The sequence below is a fragment of the Bacillus sp. JST-5 genome (assembly GCF_057747715.1).
Map to the genome: position 1 here is coordinate 23649 of NZ_JBYLHW010000003.1, position 16877 is coordinate 40525.

The 16877-nt window shown below is 35.3% G+C and carries 17 protein-coding genes; 4 read left to right on the forward strand and 13 right to left on the reverse strand.

The window, feature by feature from the left end:
* Positions 1–366 precede the first annotated feature (366 nt).
* From gcvH to AC3ASS_RS01455, 8 genes are all read right to left on the reverse strand, one after another.
* Positions 367–753, reverse strand: coding sequence for a glycine cleavage system protein GcvH (gene gcvH / locus AC3ASS_RS01420; protein WP_488281714.1), 387 nt, complete (start codon positions 751–753; stop codon positions 367–369).
* Positions 754–844: 91 nt separating this feature from the next.
* Positions 845–1207 carry an arsenate reductase family protein gene (locus AC3ASS_RS01425; protein WP_488281715.1) on the reverse strand — a complete coding sequence of 121 codons (363 nt, stop codon included), beginning with the start codon at positions 1205–1207 and terminating at the stop codon, positions 845–847.
* Positions 1208–1341: 134 nt separating this feature from the next.
* Positions 1342–2223 carry an IS3 family transposase gene (locus tag AC3ASS_RS01430; RefSeq protein ID WP_488281716.1) on the reverse strand — a complete coding sequence of 294 codons (882 nt, stop codon included), beginning with the start codon at positions 2221–2223 and terminating at the stop codon, positions 1342–1344.
* An 8-nt stretch (positions 2224–2231) separates the two neighbouring features.
* Positions 2232–2528, reverse strand: coding sequence for a transposase (locus tag AC3ASS_RS01435; protein ID WP_488281717.1), 297 nt, complete (start codon positions 2526–2528; stop codon positions 2232–2234).
* A gap of 100 nt (positions 2529–2628) precedes the next feature.
* Positions 2629–4413: an acyl-CoA dehydrogenase family protein gene (locus AC3ASS_RS01440; protein WP_488281718.1), complete on the reverse strand. Its 1785-nt coding sequence runs from the start codon at positions 4411–4413 to the stop codon at positions 2629–2631.
* A 12-nt stretch (positions 4414–4425) separates the two neighbouring features.
* Positions 4426–5604, reverse strand: a complete 1179-nt coding sequence (locus AC3ASS_RS01445) for an acetyl-CoA C-acetyltransferase (RefSeq protein ID WP_488281719.1) — start codon at positions 5602–5604, stop codon at positions 4426–4428.
* Positions 5605–5643: 39 nt separating this feature from the next.
* Complete coding sequence (locus tag AC3ASS_RS01450; protein WP_488281720.1) at positions 5644–8028, reverse strand: 3-hydroxyacyl-CoA dehydrogenase/enoyl-CoA hydratase family protein; 2385 nt, start codon at positions 8026–8028, stop codon at positions 5644–5646.
* Between the two features lie 382 nt (positions 8029–8410).
* Positions 8411–9328, reverse strand: coding sequence for a proline dehydrogenase family protein (locus tag AC3ASS_RS01455; protein WP_488281721.1), 918 nt, complete (start codon positions 9326–9328; stop codon positions 8411–8413).
* Between the two features lie 198 nt (positions 9329–9526).
* Here AC3ASS_RS01455 and AC3ASS_RS01460 point away from each other — a divergent pair, with 198 nt between their 5' ends.
* Positions 9527–9787: a hypothetical protein gene (locus AC3ASS_RS01460; protein ID WP_488281798.1), complete on the forward strand. Its 261-nt coding sequence runs from the start codon at positions 9527–9529 to the stop codon at positions 9785–9787.
* A 9-nt stretch (positions 9788–9796) separates the two neighbouring features.
* Entirely contained in the window at positions 9797–10129 is a 333-nt protein-coding gene (locus AC3ASS_RS01465; RefSeq protein WP_488281722.1) for a spore coat protein, read from the forward strand.
* 76 nt (positions 10130–10205) lie between these two features.
* Here the strand turns inward: AC3ASS_RS01465 and AC3ASS_RS01470 are convergent, their stop codons facing one another.
* From AC3ASS_RS01470 to AC3ASS_RS01490, 5 genes are read right to left on the reverse strand one after another with little or no spacing between them, the layout of a single operon-like run.
* Positions 10206–10475 carry a YusU family protein gene (locus AC3ASS_RS01470; protein WP_488281723.1) on the reverse strand — a complete coding sequence of 90 codons (270 nt, stop codon included), beginning with the start codon at positions 10473–10475 and terminating at the stop codon, positions 10206–10208.
* Positions 10459–11202, reverse strand: a complete 744-nt coding sequence (locus AC3ASS_RS01475; protein WP_343157345.1) for an IucA/IucC family C-terminal-domain containing protein — start codon at positions 11200–11202, stop codon at positions 10459–10461. The genes AC3ASS_RS01470 and AC3ASS_RS01475 overlap by 17 nt, the downstream gene beginning before the upstream one ends.
* Positions 11199–12014: an ABC transporter ATP-binding protein gene (locus tag AC3ASS_RS01480; protein ID WP_488281724.1), complete on the reverse strand. Its 816-nt coding sequence runs from the start codon at positions 12012–12014 to the stop codon at positions 11199–11201. Before AC3ASS_RS01480 ends, AC3ASS_RS01475 begins: the two co-directional genes overlap by 4 nt.
* A 16-nt stretch (positions 12015–12030) precedes the next feature.
* Positions 12031–13086 (reverse strand): FecCD family ABC transporter permease, encoded by a 1056-nt coding sequence (locus tag AC3ASS_RS01485; protein WP_488281725.1) that lies wholly within the window; start codon positions 13084–13086, stop codon positions 12031–12033.
* Positions 13083–14087: a FecCD family ABC transporter permease gene (locus AC3ASS_RS01490; RefSeq protein ID WP_488281726.1), complete on the reverse strand. Its 1005-nt coding sequence runs from the start codon at positions 14085–14087 to the stop codon at positions 13083–13085. Before AC3ASS_RS01490 ends, AC3ASS_RS01485 begins: the two co-directional genes overlap by 4 nt.
* A 259-nt stretch (positions 14088–14346) precedes the next feature.
* On the opposite strand from AC3ASS_RS01490, the gene AC3ASS_RS01495 reads away from it, so the two are divergent.
* Entirely contained in the window at positions 14347–15285 is a 939-nt protein-coding gene (locus AC3ASS_RS01495; RefSeq protein ID WP_488281727.1) for an ABC transporter substrate-binding protein, read from the forward strand.
* A 106-nt stretch (positions 15286–15391) separates the two neighbouring features.
* Entirely contained in the window at positions 15392–16876 is a 1485-nt protein-coding gene (locus tag AC3ASS_RS01500) for a spore germination protein (RefSeq protein WP_488281728.1), read from the forward strand.
* Position 16877 lies beyond the last annotated feature (1 nt).

A 16877-nucleotide genomic window follows, 5' to 3' on the forward strand; every position in this document is an offset into this window, starting at 1 on the left:
AGTCACTGCGAGCCGCAGCTGGATATTAATAAAGCGGAGGCGAGCGTTTAGTGACGTACGAACGGGAGGCACTCCTGCACTGAGATATAGGAAACACAGCGAGGCACGAGCTGTTGTTGATTTATCGTAGGGGAAGGAGTGGTCGTTCGCTAGTCACTGCGAGCCGCAGCTGGATATTAATAAAGCGGAGGCGAGCGTTTAGTGACGTACGAACGGGAGGCACTCCTGCACTGAGATATAGGAAACACAGCGAGGCACGAGCTGTTGTTGACTTATTGTAAGAGAGCGAGGTTATCGTGTAATTTTTCAACACATTTTCCGAAACAATATAAAATCCTGCAGAGTAAATTCTGCAGGATTTTATCATTAATCTTCATTGATCATTTCTTCGTATTGTTCAGCAGTCATTAAATCTTCAACTTGACTTGCATCAGATAATTCAACAACAATCATCCATGCTTTTTCATATGGAGATTCATTTACAAATTCCGGATTGTCATTTAATTCTTCATTGACTTCAACAACTTTTCCACTAACAGGCGCGTATAATTCAGATACTGTTTTAACAGACTCAACGCTACCGAATGGTTCATTTGCTGTAACTTCGTCACCAACTTCAGGTAACTCTACGAATACGATATCTCCTAACTCAGATTGAGCAAAGTCAGTAATACCGATTCTTGCTAAATTCCCTTCCACTTTTACCCATTCATGTTCTTCTGAATAACGTAACTCTTTTGGTGTTGTAGTCATAATGTTATCCCTCCAGTATTACTATGTATTTTGCAAAATATTCTATCATGTTAATGATGACATAAGGAAGAATGGAACACAAGCCAGAAAATTATTTTTCTATCCACATTTTTTCAAAAGCATCTTCCTTAAATCCAACCGTTACTTTCGAACCGTCCGTAATAATCGGACGCTTCAATAGCATTCCATTTGAAGCTAGCAAATCCAACATTTCGTCTTCTGTTAACGTTTTCATCTTATCCTTTAGTTGAAGTTCTTTATACAGATTTCCACTTGTATTAAAAAATTTTTTCAATTCGAGCCCGCTTTTCTCATAAAGCTCTTTGATTTCTTCCTTTGAAGGATTTTCTTCTACAATATGTATAGGTTCATATTGTATGTTGTGATCGTCCAACCATTTCTTTGCTTTTCGGCATGTTCCACATTTAGGATACCAATAAAATTTTAATCCCATACTTATTCACCACCTAGCCATATGATAACGAAATATGAGGTGTATAATCAACTATTCTGAAATAAACCATAAATAATAAGGAAACCCAAAAATGAAGTGACCCCTGTCAAGTAGACAGGAATAAAAAAGTACACTTAAGCAGCCTGAGTCCTATATTCATAAGGACTCAGGTTATTTAATTTCTTTTGGAAACGTTGGTGGTTATAAAAACGAATGTATTTGTGTACGGCATCCTTGACCTCTTTGGCTTTGCGAAAAGAGTGCAGATTAAAACACTCTGCCTTGAAATGGCTGAAGAAGTTCTCCATGCTGGCATTGTCTAAACAGTTTCCTTTTCTGGACATACTGGCTTTTATATTGTATCTTTTAAGTAAGTTGTTGTATTGACGGGATGTATACTGGAATCCTTGATCACTATGCAGGAGGAGTCCATTTACATTCCGTTTTTTTATGGCCTTTTTTAGCGTATCAAGCACCAGTTTGTTGTCATTTCTTGGACTAATATGGTAGGCCACAATTTCATTATTGTATAGGTCTTTAATGGCAGACAAATAAAGCTTTTGCCCATTAAAAATCAAATATGTAATATCTGTCACCCACTTCTCGTTTGGTTTTGACGCGTGAAATTCCCTGTTTAGATGATTGTCCGAAATGACATAAGGCTCTTTCTTCCCATAATAAGGCCGTTTCTTCCGAATCACCGCACGAATTCCCATCTCTTTCATCAACCTTTGTACGCGTTTATGGTTGATATTCAGTTTGTATTTTCTCTTAAGCCAGACTTTGACTCTTCGATACCCGTAGATTCCTTTCAGTTTTTTATGGCACTCCTCGATTTTTATCTTTAACTGCTCGTCTTCTAATTGCTTTTGAGAAGGGTGTTTCTGCCGTTTTACCCAATTGTAATACCCACTTCGAGACACGCCTGCAATCTTACATAATTCTTGAATAGAAATATGGTTACCAGCCATTTCATGAATGATGGCGAACTTCTTATGAGTTGGTACGGTTTCCATTCCCCCTTTCACATTTTTAAGAGCTTTTTTAGCATTTCTACTTCCGCTTCAAGACGCTTGATTTTCGTTTCAGGATCTTCTGGACGAGTTCTCGGTCTTCCTTTTCCTGGACCTTTTGCCTTCCCGCGTTTTTCCTCCAGACCTTTCATTCCTTCTTTGTCATAGTGTTCTACCCATCGACGTACCATGGTATGAACAATCCCTAACTCTTTAGCCACCGATTTGTAGCCCATACCCTCTTTTTTATATAGATCCACAGCTTTCTTTTTAAACTTTACATCATATGTTTTTCGTATTTTCCCCATAGAAAAAATCCCCTCCATAGTAAACAGATTAATGTGCTTTCTTTTTTCTGTCTACTATAAGGGGATCATATCAAAACATGGGGTCTCCTTTTTTTGATAATTATAATACATATTTTTCTGCTTCTATAATTTTTTCAGCTGCCTCACGTTTCAAAGCAATGACATTGACCGGTGTATGTCTTGTCAGTTTACGTAGAGCCGATAGCATCATTCTTAAATTATCGCCTTCTACAGCGGCAATTAATGTTTCTTTTGCATCTTGTTCAATTTGATTGAATGCTTCTTGACAGAAAATTTGCGTATATAACAGTTTTTGTTTATGTTTATCTACACCGTCTTTCGCTATGTTTTTCTCCGTACGTAATGTAGCGGATTCCATCGCATAAACGTTAGATACGATGTCAGCAATATTGACTAAAATTTCTTGTTCTTTTTCGATGGCTGGGCCAAATTTTTGAACAGCAAGTCCTGCAGCAAGCAGAGCAATTTTCTTCGCATTTCTTACTAAATATTTTTCTTGGGCTAATGGTTCTTCAGATGGTTCCTCTGGCATTAGCATCATAATTTCTTCTTGTAAGCTTTGTGCTTTTTGCATTAATGGCAATTCACCTTTTAATGCTTTTCTTAAATACGTACCTGGTACTAATAATCGGTTAATTTCATTAGTTCCTTCAAAAATACGGTTAATTCTAGAATCACGATATGCTCTCTCTATTTCATATTCTTGCATAAATCCATATCCACCGTGGATTTGTACACCTTCATCTACAACATAATCTAATGTTTCTGTAGCAAAGACTTTATTCAAAGAACATTCAATGGCATATTCAGCAATCGATTTTGCCACTTCTTTTCCATCATTAATTTCTTGTTCTGATAGACGTCCCATTCTTTCTTCAAATAAACCAACTGTACGATAAACAGAGCTTTCTGTTGCATAAATTTTGGACGCCATTGTCGCAAATTTTTCTTTTGTTAAATTGAATTGAGAAATTGGTGTTTTAAATTGTTGACGTTGGTTAGCATATTTTACAGTAATTTCAAATGCACGTTTCGCACCACCGACTGCACCAACTCCTAATTTATAACGTCCAATATTTAAAATATTAAAGGCAATGATATGACCTTTTCCGGCTTCACCTAATAGGTTTTCAACAGGGACTTGTGCATCTTGTAAAATTAAAGTACGAGTTGATGAGCTTTTAATCCCCATTTTCTTTTCTTCTGCCCCTGTTGATACTCCAGGAAAATCACGTTCTACAATAAATGCAGAAAAATGTTCTCCATCAATTTTTGCATATACAACGAAAACATCTGCAAATCCAGCGTTTGTGATCCATTGTTTTTCACCGTTTAATATATAATGGGTTCCAGCTTCATTTAACTTGGCAACCGTTTTTGCTCCTAGGGCATCTGAACCGGAACCAGGTTCAGTTAATGCATATGCCGCTAATTTTTCACCTGTAGCAAGTGCTGGTAGATATTTTTTCTTTTGCTCTTCATTACCGAATAGAACGATTGGCAATGATCCAATTCCTACGTGTGCACCATGAGAGATAGCAAATCCTCCAGCTTGAGACATTTTTTCAGCAATTAATGCGGAACTGATTTTATCAAGACTTAACCCACCGTATTCTTCAGGAACATCCGCTCCTAATAAACCTAACTCACCAGCTTCTTTCAATAATCTTACTGAATGCTCAAATTCATGGTTTTCCAATTTTTCTATATACGGAAATACACGATCATGAACAAAGTCTTCAGTCGTTTTTGCTATCATTTTATGTTCATCTGTAAATTCTTCAGGTGTAAATACTTGCTCTGGAGTAATGTCATCAATTAAAAAGCTTCCACCTTTAACTAATACATTCGTTTCTTTTGTCATTATAATTCCTCCTTATGAAAGTAATTCAAATATTCCAGCTGCACCCATGCCTCCGCCGATACACATTGTAACAAGTCCATATTTGACATCACGACGTCTCATTTCGTGTATTAATGACAATGTTAGTTTGGCTCCAGTACAGCCTAACGGGTGACCAAGAGCAATCGCTCCTCCATTCACATTTACGATTTCCTCATTCAATCCTAACTCTTTTATGACTTGCACAGATTGAGAAGCAAATGCCTCATTTAACTCAATGAGTCCAATATCAGACAGTTCTAGCCCTGCAATTTTCAATGCTTTTGGAATGGCAGCGACAGGACCAATTCCCATTATTTCAGGTGGAACCCCAGCAACTGCAAAGGAAAGGAACTTAGCCATTGGCTTTAGTCCTTCAGATTCTGCTTTTTCACGATCCATAACTAGTACGGCTGCCGCTCCATCACTCGTTTGTGAAGAATTACCAGCTGTGACGGTACCATTTAATGCAAATGCTGGGCGCAATTTCGCTAACACTTCCATATTTGTTTCCGGTCTAACCCCTTCATCTTTTGAAAATAAAACGGTTTTTTCTACAAGTTTGTTATTTTTATCAACAGATCGGAAAGTCACTTCAACCGGTACAATTTCTTCATCGAATTTTCCATCCGCAATCGCTTTTGCTGCCTTCTGATGACTTCTTACTGCAAATTCATCTTGTTCCTCTCTGGTTACACCGTATTTTTTTGCTACTTCTTCAGCTGTATGACCCATGCTCATGTAATATTGAGGAGCTGTTTCAGCTAATTTTGCATTCGGTCGAACCACGTGCCCCATCATTGGAACTAAGCTCATAGACTCTGCTCCACCAGCAATAATTGCCTCAGAATGTCCGAGCATAATGCGTTCTGCCGCATAGGCAATCGCTTGTAATCCAGAAGAACAATAGCGGTTGATAGTAATCGCGGGTACACGATCTGGTAATCCCGCTAATGCCCCAATATTTCTAGCCATATTTAGTCCTTGTTCCGCTTCTGGCATGGAACAACCAATAATTAAATCATCAATGGGACCTGAATAATTATTCGCTCTTTTTAACGTTTCTTTAACGACAAGTGCCCCTAAGTCGTCCGGTCGAACATTCGCTAGTGTACCTTTCTTTGCTTTACCAACCGGTGTCCTGGCACCTGAAACGATTACTGCTTCTCTCATATCGCTCCCCCTTATACAGTTTTCTAGATTCATAGAAAATTAGTTTCTAAGTGGTTTTCCTTTTAATAACATGTGTTGCATTCTCGCTTGTGTCTTTGGTTCAGCAATTAAACTTAAAAATGCTTCTCTTTCTAAATCTAATAAATACTGTTCATCCACTTCCGTTCCAAATGGAAGTTTTCCACCTGAAATGACATTCGCTAGTTTTTTAGCTATTTTCATATCATGTTCAGAAATGTAGCCGGATCGATACATACTTTCTGCTCCGAGAAGCATCATCGCATAACCTGTTTCTCCAACTACTGGAACTTTTTTGCGTACAGGTGGCTGATAACCCTTATCATACAAGTCAATGACAGACTGCTTTGCTTCATAAAGGAGATGATCTTGATTTACTGTGATACCATCTTGTTTATTTAAGAAATGGTTCTCTAATGCTTCATGTGCGGAAGTTGAAACTTTCGCCATCGCAATTTTTTCAAAAACAGAAATTGCAACTTTTGTTAAATCAAAATCAATATTTTTCGGGACATTTTCTAATGTTTTAATATAAAGTTCTTTATTTCCTCCCCCACCAGGAATGAGGCCTACACCAACTTCGACTAATCCAATGTAAGTTTCCAATGATGCCTGAATTTTAGCCGCAGGTAAACATACTTCTGCTCCACCTCCTAAAGTCATACCAAATGGAGCGGCTACCACAGGTTTTGGTGAATACTTTATTCTCATCATTGCTTGTTGGAATTGGCGGACAACCATATCTAGTTCATAGAAATTGTCATCTTGTGCTTCCATTAACATAAGGGCGATATTGGCTCCAACACAGAAATTTTTCCCTTGGTTTCCTATGACAAGGCCTTTATAATTTTTCTCCACTTCATCTAGCGCAAAGTTCAACATTTGAATAATATCCAGTCCAATCGCATTATTAGGTGAATGAAATTCTAATAAAGCCACGTCATCTCCAAGATCAATAAGACTTGCTCCACTATTTTTCTTAATAACGCCTTGTTTTTCTTTAAAAAGCTTTAAATGAATTTCTTTTTTGTTCGTTTCTACTTTTTTGTACTCGCCATTTGCATAGTAGAAAACGGTTCCATTTTCTACTTTATAGAAAGAAGTATGTCCGTTAAATAGCATTTCTTTGACCCATTTTGGTACTTCATGTCCTTCTTCTTCCATTCGTTGTACAGATTTTTCAAGCCCGATGGCATCCCATACTTCAAATGGTCCAAGTTCCCAGCCAAAGCCCCATTTCATTGCTTTGTCTATATCAACAATGGTATCTGCGATTTCTCCAAGCAAGTTCGCTGAATAGGTCAATGTTGGATGTAAAATTGACCATAATAGCTCTCCGGCACGGTCTTCGGCATATACTAAAGATTTTATTTTACGAGCTGTCCCTTTTTCTTGTTTACTCATTTCAATGGATGCAGCTTTTAATTTTTTTCGTGGTTCATATTCCATTGTTTCAGGATTTAATTCAAGAATTTCGCTACCCTTCTTTAAATAAAACCCTTGACCACTTTTACTTCCTAACCAGCCATTTATAAGCATTTTTTTCATAAACTGTGGTACTTCAAAGACTTCTTTTTCTTCCCCTTCAACTTGGTCATAGACGTTTTTTGCTACATGTACAAACGTATCTAAACCTACAACATCAAGTGTACGGAATGTAGCACTTTTTGGACGTCCAATGATTGGTCCAGTGATGGAATCAATTTCACCAACGGAATAACCGCCTTTTAACATTTCACGTACAGTAATTAAAAGTCCGTATGTCCCAATTCTATTGGCAATAAAGTTTGGAGTATCTTTCGCGAAAACTACCCCTTTTCCAAGAACATCTTCACTAAAGGTTTTCATATATGAAACAACTTCTGGATCGGTATCTTTCGTAGGAATAATTTCTAAAAGCTTTAAGTATCTTGGTGGATTAAAGAAATGTGTACCTAAGAAGTTTTTTCTGAAATCTTCGGAACGTCCTTCTGCCATCGCTTCAATGGAAATGCCAGAGGTATTTGAGCTAACAATGCTTCCTGGTCTTCGGAATTGATCGACTTTCTCGAAGACAGATTTTTTTATTTCTAAATTTTCTACGACCACTTCTATGATCCAGTCACATTCACTGATTTTCGGTAAATCGTCTTCAAAATTTCCTGCTGTAATAAGTTGGAGATGATCTTTGGAAGATAAAGGAGCTGGTTTTTGTTTTAACAATTTTTTTAATGCCGTTTCTGATAATCTGTTCCTCACTGCTCGATCTTCTAACGTTAATCCTTTTGCCTTTTCTTCTTCGGTTAATTCTTTAGGAACGATATCCAGTAACAATGTTGGTATACCGACGTTTGCTAAATGAGCTGCAATACCGGAACCCATGACACCTGAACCTAAAACAGCGGCTTTTTTTATTTGTTTGACCATTGTGATCCTCCTTTGCTCTATTTCTTGAATGAATACTCATTCATTTTTTCATCAAAAAAAATATCTAAATAGTATTCTTATTAATTATTACTATATTAAATTTTTTTTTATTCTGCAATGAAAAAGATAAAAAAATAATAATTTTTTGAAAATACTTTTTATTAACCTTACTTTCTTCACTATCCAACAATTTCATTCTTTTTGTCATCTATTGAATGATTCGTAAACATAAATTTCTTTTTTAATATAGCAAGTGACCGTCGATTTATAAATAAATATTTACAAGAACAAGGATATACTGAAGATGAGATTAAAGAAATGCAAGTTTTTAAATATAAAAGGATAGATGAATGTTCCCAATTTCATCTATCCCTCTTTTTTCTTATTTTTTAAATATTCCTTTTAATACAAATGCAACATTTGCTGGACGCTCTGCAAGTCTTCTCATAAAATAACCGTACCAGTCTGTACCATAAGGCACGTATACTCTCATTTTATAGCCTTCTTTTACTAATTCAAGCTGTCTTTCTGGACGAATTCCATATAACATTTGGAACTCAAATTGTTCATTGCTTATGCCTAATTCTTTCACTAAATTTTTTGTATATTCAATGATCGCATCATCATGAGTAGCAACAGCTGTATAGTTTCCGTTTTCTAAATGCATGCGAATAATTTTTTTGAAGTTTTCATCAACGTCTTTTTTCTCTGGAAAAGCGACTTCCGCTGGCTCTTTATATGCTCCTTTTACTAATCGTAAATTCGGAGAATACTCATTTAACATTTGGATATCGTTTACTGTTCGATATAGATAAGCTTGGAGTACTGTTCCAATATTATTATAACGAGACTTTAATTGTTTAAAGATTTCTAATGTTTTTTCACAGCGAGTATAATCTTCCATATCAATGGTTACAAACACATTATATTTTTCTGCCGCTTCCATAATTCGATTCATATTATTTAAAACAATCTCATCGGAAATATCTAACCCCATGGATGTTAGTTTTAAAGATAATTGTGAATTTAGTTTTTCTTTTCCTATAGCCTCAATTGCTTCTATGCAATGGTCCGCCATTTCATTGGCTTCTTTTTCGTTATCAACAAATTCTCCTAAATAGTCAATAGTTACAACTAAACCTTTGTTATTTAATTCTTTTATCACTTTTACGGCTTGTCCGATCGTTTCACCTGCAACAAAACGAGCTGCACCAAATCTTAATCCATATTTTTTGGCAAGTTTTGTTAATGTTTTATTTTTAGATAGAAATAAGAAGAAATTTCTCAAAAGCTGTTCCATGTTTTTTTCCTCCTGATAGTAATATGAAAATAGTGGAGAAGTATTTATGGAAATGAATGTTCATCAATTTCCTTCACTATTTTATCACTTTTTTTTCTGTTTGAATACGCGAAAAAACATATGAATGAAATTCTATTGAATAGGAATGTTTAAATAGGAAAACGTATACATAGAAAACATTTTCAAGGAGGAAATTTTATTGATCAACAAATGCAAAATCAAACAAATTTTATGGAAACCCCTCCACATATTATTACCGTGAAAGATTCCTTATACTTAGCCGATATGCTTTCCTGGAATTTATTAGCGATGAAAAAAGCCCACTTTTTTGCCTCTCAGTGCCAAGATCCTGAACTAATAAATGCATTGGAAAAGTGTGGGCAAATGCATCAACGGCATTATGAAAAAATCCTTAATCATTTAAATATGAATCATCAAAATCAAGGACTACAATCATGAGGTGATAGGATGCAAACCAATAAAATTCAAAATCAAGAAACGAAAATCCCTAAAACCCCACAAATGAATGAGCGTGATTTTATTAATGATATGTTAACAACAGAAAAATATCTCGCACAATCTTATAATATTGCCATCAATGAAGCCAGTCATGAACATTTATATCAAGATCTCTTGGCCGTCTTCACAGAAACTCAACAAGCTCAAAGAGACTTATTTGAATTAATGTTTAAGAAAAGCTGGTATAGTCTAGAAGCTCAAGATCCATCAAAATTGCAACAAACGTATACTCAGTTCCAAGGATATAAAAATCAATTTCCTTATCAAACACCTCTCCAATAATTCAGGCAAAAAACGGACGGATTGTTTCATCCATCCGTTTTTTTATTAATAAAAAAACTATCCCTTTTGGAATAGTTTATGATCTGTTTTGTCTATGTTTTTCATTCAATTCTTTAATTTCTTGAATAATTTCTTTGACTCGTTCTTTTTCCTCTGGATATAGACTGTTCCAATGTTTCGCAAGTGGAGGCATCGATTTAGCAATATGTTGATATAACACCCAAATTATTACCTTCTCTTTTAACTCCTCATTAGTTGTTCCTAATAATAACTCCGTATACTTATCGATCAACGCATCAAACGGACCATCGAAGTGGTTAGCCACTTTATCACCTCTTATATTCATCATTATTACAAATGAGCGGACATGTTCGACATCGTCCACCTTTACTTTTTAATAAGTATGAATAACAGCAAGTTTTTCTAATACCAAATCCGTTTATTCGGTGTTCATAAAATTTTTTAAACGGATTCTCTTTATAATCACCAAATAAATTCCCTTCTGCTTCATAAACAATATAAAGGTAGTCTTCTTTCAATTGATCATGAAATGATTTTTTCATTTCATCTTCAAGCGAACTTTCGTAAAACCATGAGATATATATAAACACATTTTCCCATAAGATCTTTTTCGAAATCTTTGTTTTTTTGTAAAGATCATTCATGATTGGATTGAGGTGTTCTTTAAACAACTTTATAATCACTTCATCTCGCCAAGTTTTGCGATTATTTTTCGTCTTATGAATGGATATGTGATCAAAGTAAAAATTCGGTAACCACAACTGATCTTTTTTATATTCTTGCAAATAAATGTTTCCATTCAACGAAAACGCCTTATGAAAGTAGGACATCGTTGCTAATTGAATGACTGCTAAAAAGGCATATCGTTTCATAAAAATGGAAGCTGTTACTTTTAAGCTAGGAGCTTGTAATTCATCCTTTAATTGTTGTAAAAAGGATGATAAAAAGGAGTAATCTGTAAAATTATTAATGTTTACATGTGGGACATCCATATATTCTGTTGTAAACCGGTAAGCTTTTAACAAGTGTTTTTCTTCTTTTAAGTTGATCATTTTAAACCTGCCTCTTTAAGGATACATCTTCCTTTTCCATATGGAATGCATAAAGGAGTACCAAACAAAGGGTCCATCGTCACTTGACATTCCATTTGAAATACTTCTTTTACAAGATGACAGTTAATAACTTCTTCAGGTTTTCCTTCTGCAAATACTTTTCGGTCTTTAATAGCGACAATATGATGAGCATAACGGCATGCTAAATTTAAATCATGTAGGACCATTACAATCGTTCTCTTTTCCTTCTCATTTAATTCAAAAAGCAAATCTAAAATTTCAATTTGGTGGGTTAAATCCAAATAAGTCGTTGGTTCATCAAGAAGAAGAATATCTGTATCTTGTGCCAATGTCATTGCAATCCATGCACGTTGTCTTTGTCCACCGGATAAAGAATCCACCGGTCGTTCTTTAAGCTTTTCCATTCCTGTAGCCTGAAGAGCTTTATTAACTTTTTCCTCATCTTCTTCCGACCATTGTCTAAGCCAATTTTGATAAGGATATCTTCCTTGCTTCACTAATTGTAAAACTGTTAATCCTTCCGGAGCTTGAGGTGATTGTGGAAGAATCGCTAATTTTTTTGCCACTTCTTTCGTTTGTACCTTTGCTATTTCTTTCCCATCTAAAAGAATCGTTCCTTTTTTCGGTTTTAATAATCTTGCTAATGAACGTAATAATGTCGACTTCCCACATCCGTTCGCTCCGATAAAAACAGTAATTTCACCTTTTGGAATAGATAAATTTAATTCTTCTATAATTAACGAATCTCCGTATGCCAATGTTAATTTTTGAGTTTCAATCGATTGTACCAATTCAATCACTCCCTTCTTATGCACTTTTCGCTTTAAATAATAAATAGATAAAATATGGTGCACCAATCGCAGCAGTAAATACTCCTGCTGGAACTTCTAACGGTAAAAATAACGTCCTCCCTAATAAATCAGATGCCATTACTAATATTCCACCAATGACTGCTGACAATGGGATTAATACTCCATATGCTGATCCAACAATTCTTCTAGCAATATGCGGAGCAATAAGTCCAACAAATCCAATACCCCCTGCAAATGCAACGGCTCCTCCTACAAGTGCTGTACTTATTGTTAGCAATAAAAATCGTTCTAATTGCACTTTTCCCCCGACACCTTTGGCAATGTCGTCCCCAAGTTCTTGAATATTTACCTTTCTTGCAAAGAAAAGTGAGATTATTATTAAGACAACTATCCATGGAGTTAAAATGGCAACATCACCCCAATCCGATCCGTTAACAGATCCAGTAATCCAGATGTTTGCCTGACTCGCTCGATAAATGGGACCTAAAATCATTAGTAAGGTAGTTAAAGCTTGAGCTAATGCGGATATACCAATCCCAATTAATACAAGTCTTATGGGGGAAACCCCTTTTTTCCATGATAATAGATAAACAAAATAAGCAATGACCGTTGCACCTAAAAAGGCTGCTAGCGGAAGCCATGAAATACTTACAGTTAAAGCATTATCTTCATTGCTGAAAATCGTTAAAAAGGCTACGACAAATACGGAAGCCCCACCTGTTACCCCTAAAATATCTGGAGAAGCGAGAGGGTTTCTTATCATTCCTTGCAATATAGCTCCTGCCACTGCTAAAGCACTCCCAACGAGAAGGGAGATAATGGCTCTTGGCAATCTAAAATGATAAACAACTAATTCATCCATTTCCGATCCTTTTCCAAAAAGAGTTTGGATCACTTCGATTGGAGTTAAAGGATAATCCCCTAAACCAATACTCAATATAAATACTATAAGGGCAATACCAGTAAAAATGGAAATTTTTGTCCAAGCTATTCGATCTACTAAAAAAGAAATTTTCCCGTCCCAAATTCTAAAACTTTTATATTTCCTCATCGGGAGTTAAACCCCTTCCTGGCTATATAAATGAAAAACGGAGTTCCAATGATGGCCGTCATTACTCCAACTGGAACCTCTTTAGGCATAATGACGTATCTTGCACTTATATCAGCTGCCATAAGTAAAATTCCACCGAACAAACCAGAAAAAGGAATGACCCAACGGTGATCAATTCCAACAATCGCTCTTGTAATATGCGGCACAACGATGCCAATAAATCCGATCGGTCCGCTGACGGCAACAGCACCTCCAGCTAACAAGATAACGACGATGGCACTCGTTAATTTTACAAGTCCTGTTTTCATCCCTAACCCTTTGGCAACATCTTCCCCCATAGAAAGAACATTCAGTTTTCCGGCTAGTAATAACGCCAACATCCATCCAAAAAGGATATAAGGAAAAACAGCGATTAAATAATCTAAGTTCCTTCCTGCTACTGAACCTGCCAACCAGAATAAAACTTGTTCTAATGCAGATTCATTCAATACTAAAATTCCTTGTGTAAAAGCGGAAAACATCGCCGTTAAAGCCGCACCTGCCAATGTCAATTTCATAGGTGTGAGCCCTTCTCGTCCATAGGATCCAATGGCATATACACTAAAAGCGGCAATGGCTGCGCCAAAAAAAGAAATCCAAGTAAATACGTGAAGATTGGCAACAGAAAATATGGAGACAGCTATTACTACAGCTAAACCGGCTCCTGCATTAACACCAAAAATACTAGGTGAAGCTAGCGGGTTTTTTGTTAATGTTTGCATGATTACACCAGCAATCGCCAAACTCGCTCCCACAGTTGCAGCAATCAATGCACGAGGGAGCCTAACATTTTTTACAATGTAATGTTTATTTATTTCTTCAAAATGAAAAAAAGCATTCCATGCAGTTTTCCAAGTAATATCTGTATAACCGTATATCACACTCGCACAAATAAAAAACAGAAATAATGCGAATAGTATTATTAAACCAATGGATTTAGTTACATTAGATTTTAAAATCATAGTCATTCACACCAAGTATTATTTTCCTTTTCATATTGATTGAATCCCTTTACATCATACCATACATTATTCTAAATGAAAATCATTTTCAATTAAGTATTGACAAATGAAAAATACCCTATTAATATCTATATTGCAGAGATAATTGATAATGATTATCATTGCCACCTGCATACCCCCTTTTTAAATAAAATCAAACCAGTTCTCCCTTGAGAGCTGGTGTTTTCAATAGCTATATAATTTTTTTAGGAGGATACATATGTTGAAAAAAGGATTAGTATCATTTCTAATATTAACTATGATTTTATTAGTCGCCTGCAGCAATAAAGAAGAAAAAAATGATCAAGCAAAAGAGGATTCAATAACCATTGAACACGCAATGGGAAAAACAAAAGTACCAAAAAACCCTAAAAAAGTAGTTATCCTAACAAATGAAGGAACAGAAGCTCTTCTTGCATTGGGAATTAAGCCAATTGGTGCTGTTCAATCATGGACAGGAGACCCTTGGTATGATCATATTAAGGAAGATATGGAAGGCGTCGAAGTGGTTGGTACAGAAAGTCAAGTAAATCTTGAAAAAATTGCTTCTTTAAAACCTGACTTAATTATTGGTAACAAAATGCGTCAAGAAGATTTATATGAAAAATTAAATGCTATTGCGCCAACAGTATTTTCTGAAACACTTCGAGGAAATTGGCAAATCAATTTTGAATTATATGCTAAAGCTGTGAATCAAGAAGAAAAAGGAAAAGAATTGTTAGACGAAATATCCAATAGAATGGAAGAAATTCGTAATAATATCGGAGATAGAATTAATGACAAAGTATCCGTCGTAAGATTTTTAGCTGGTGATGTCAGAATTTATCATAAAGATTCGTTTTCTGGTTTTATATTAGATCAAATTGGTTTTCAACGTCCGGAAAGTCAAAACGTTGATGATTTTGCCGAAATGAATGTAACGAAAGAAAGAATTCCAGCCATGGATGGAGATATATTGTTCTATTTCACATATGAACAAGGAGACGGAGAAGCTACGAAAGTTGAGGAAGAGTGGATTAATGATCCTTTATTTAAACAACTAAATGTAGCTAAACAAGGAAAAGTGTATAAAGTAGACGATACAATTTGGAATACTGCCGGTGGGATTATCGCAGCTAATCTACTATTAGATGATATAGAAAAATACTTTAAGGAATAAGCAGTCTATTTTTAGGCTGCTTTTTTTATTTCATTTCTATTTTTTCATATTTTTTCAATAAAAGGAAACAATAATGGTCAGTACATGAAATGTGTGGTGACTGATATTGTTCTCTTGGTTTAAACGACAAAAAAACAAGCATGAACAAGAACAAAAGAAAAAATTGCTAACGGCATCTTCTGATTACAAAACGTTAACATATCAAAATAAAAAAACTGGTAAACATTTTTCTATCCATTTTATTTCTTCTTTAATTGATGAGCATATTTTAGATACAACCATCCTTTCTCCTCTTTTAGAAGAAGAATTCGAACAATTAGAGGATTTAAAAAAAATTGTACCTGGGGAATTTGAAATTTCTACGGATGAAAAAAAATTAGAAGAAAAAATGTTTAGTGGCCATGTGGTGTTAAAAATTGAGTCTGAACCAAAGAAGTTTGCTTTTCTTGCTGCCAGAAAAGAAATTGTACGTAATATTAGTTTACCTGAAGTTGAATTCAGTGTAGTAGGTCCAAAAGAAGCTTTTACAGAATTAATCGAACAAAATATCAATTTAATCAGAAAACGATTACCGATTAAAGAGCTTGTTATCGAAGAATTCAAAGTTGGTAAATTAACAAAAACAAAAGTAGCCGTCCTTTACATCGATGGAATTTGTGATAAAGAAAATGTAAATACCGTTAGACAAAGAATTAATGAAATTGAAATCGATCATATTATCGATAGTTCCTATATTGTCGAACTTATTTCCGATAATCATAATTCGCCGTTTCCTCAATTGTTGGATACTGAAAGACCAGACCGAATTGCCTCTGTCCTAGCAGAGGGAAAAGTGGCCATTATGGTTGACGGTTCACCACATGTATTAATCGGTCCTACAACATTAGTTGAGTTTTTTGGCTCGTTTGAAGACTATTTTTTAAATTATATTTTAGCTTCATTCTTTCGCATTATCAGAATGTTCTCGGTTTTGTTTTCGTTACTCATTACTCCAATTTACGTGGCAACGTTAACTTATCATCATGAACTGATTCCAAAAGATTTATTGAATACTCTAGTTTCTTCTAGACAGGGTATACCACTACCTCCTTTTTTAGAGGCGATGTTTTTAGAATTAACGATTGAGCTTCTAAGAGAGGCTGGAGCAAGACTTCCGACAAAAGTTGGACAAACAATCGGTATCGTGGGTGGAATTGTAATAGGAACCGCATCTGTTGAAGCAGGTTTAACGAGTAACGTATTGTTAATCATTGTTGCTTTAGCTGCATTGGCCTCTTTTACAACACCTGTATATAAAATGGGCAATACGATTCGCCTATTACGTTTTCCATTTTTGATCTTTGCACAAATGTGGGGACTTCTAGGAATTGTTTTTCTATTTTGTGTTTTATTAGTTCATCTCCTTCGACTTACGTCATTAGGAAGACCATTTTTAGAACCAATTTACCCACTACGATTGAGCGATTTTAAAGATTCTATTGTCCGTCTATCCTTTGAATCACAAGCAAAACGTCCAAAATTACTTCGTCCAAAAGATGATTTTCGATATTCTCCGAAGAAGGCTAAAGAGTATAAAGACATAGATGAATAGG

What these genes read in the sequence shown, in the direction of transcription:
- gcvH (WP_488281714.1), bottom strand. Translation starts at nt 753, where the DNA reads ATGACTACAACACCAAAAGAGTTACGTTATTCAGAAGAACATGAATGG.
- AC3ASS_RS01475 (WP_343157345.1), bottom strand. Translation starts at nt 11,202, where the DNA reads ATGATCAACTTAAAAGAAGAAAAACACTTGTTAAAAGCTTACCGGTTT.
- AC3ASS_RS01435 (WP_488281717.1), bottom strand. Translation starts at nt 2,528, where the DNA reads ATGGGGAAAATACGAAAAACATATGATGTAAAGTTTAAAAAGAAAGCT.
- AC3ASS_RS01430 (WP_488281716.1), bottom strand. Translation starts at nt 2,223, where the DNA reads ATGGAAACCGTACCAACTCATAAGAAGTTCGCCATCATTCATGAAATG.
- AC3ASS_RS01440 (WP_488281718.1), bottom strand. Translation starts at nt 4,413, where the DNA reads ATGACAAAAGAAACGAATGTATTAGTTAAAGGTGGAAGCTTTTTAATT.
- AC3ASS_RS01445 (WP_488281719.1), bottom strand. Translation starts at nt 5,604, where the DNA reads ATGAGAGAAGCAGTAATCGTTTCAGGTGCCAGGACACCGGTTGGTAAA.
- AC3ASS_RS01465 (WP_488281722.1), top strand. Translation starts at nt 9,797, where the DNA reads ATGCAAACCAATAAAATTCAAAATCAAGAAACGAAAATCCCTAAAACC.
- AC3ASS_RS01455 (WP_488281721.1), bottom strand. Translation starts at nt 9,328, where the DNA reads ATGGAACAGCTTTTGAGAAATTTCTTCTTATTTCTATCTAAAAATAAA.
- AC3ASS_RS01495 (WP_488281727.1), top strand. Translation starts at nt 14,347, where the DNA reads ATGTTGAAAAAAGGATTAGTATCATTTCTAATATTAACTATGATTTTA.
- AC3ASS_RS01470 (WP_488281723.1), bottom strand. Translation starts at nt 10,475, where the DNA reads ATGAATATAAGAGGTGATAAAGTGGCTAACCACTTCGATGGTCCGTTT.
- AC3ASS_RS01450 (WP_488281720.1), bottom strand. Translation starts at nt 8,028, where the DNA reads ATGGTCAAACAAATAAAAAAAGCCGCTGTTTTAGGTTCAGGTGTCATG.
- AC3ASS_RS01490 (WP_488281726.1), bottom strand. Translation starts at nt 14,087, where the DNA reads ATGATTTTAAAATCTAATGTAACTAAATCCATTGGTTTAATAATACTA.
- AC3ASS_RS01425 (WP_488281715.1), bottom strand. Translation starts at nt 1,207, where the DNA reads ATGGGATTAAAATTTTATTGGTATCCTAAATGTGGAACATGCCGAAAA.
- AC3ASS_RS01485 (WP_488281725.1), bottom strand. Translation starts at nt 13,086, where the DNA reads ATGAGGAAATATAAAAGTTTTAGAATTTGGGACGGGAAAATTTCTTTT.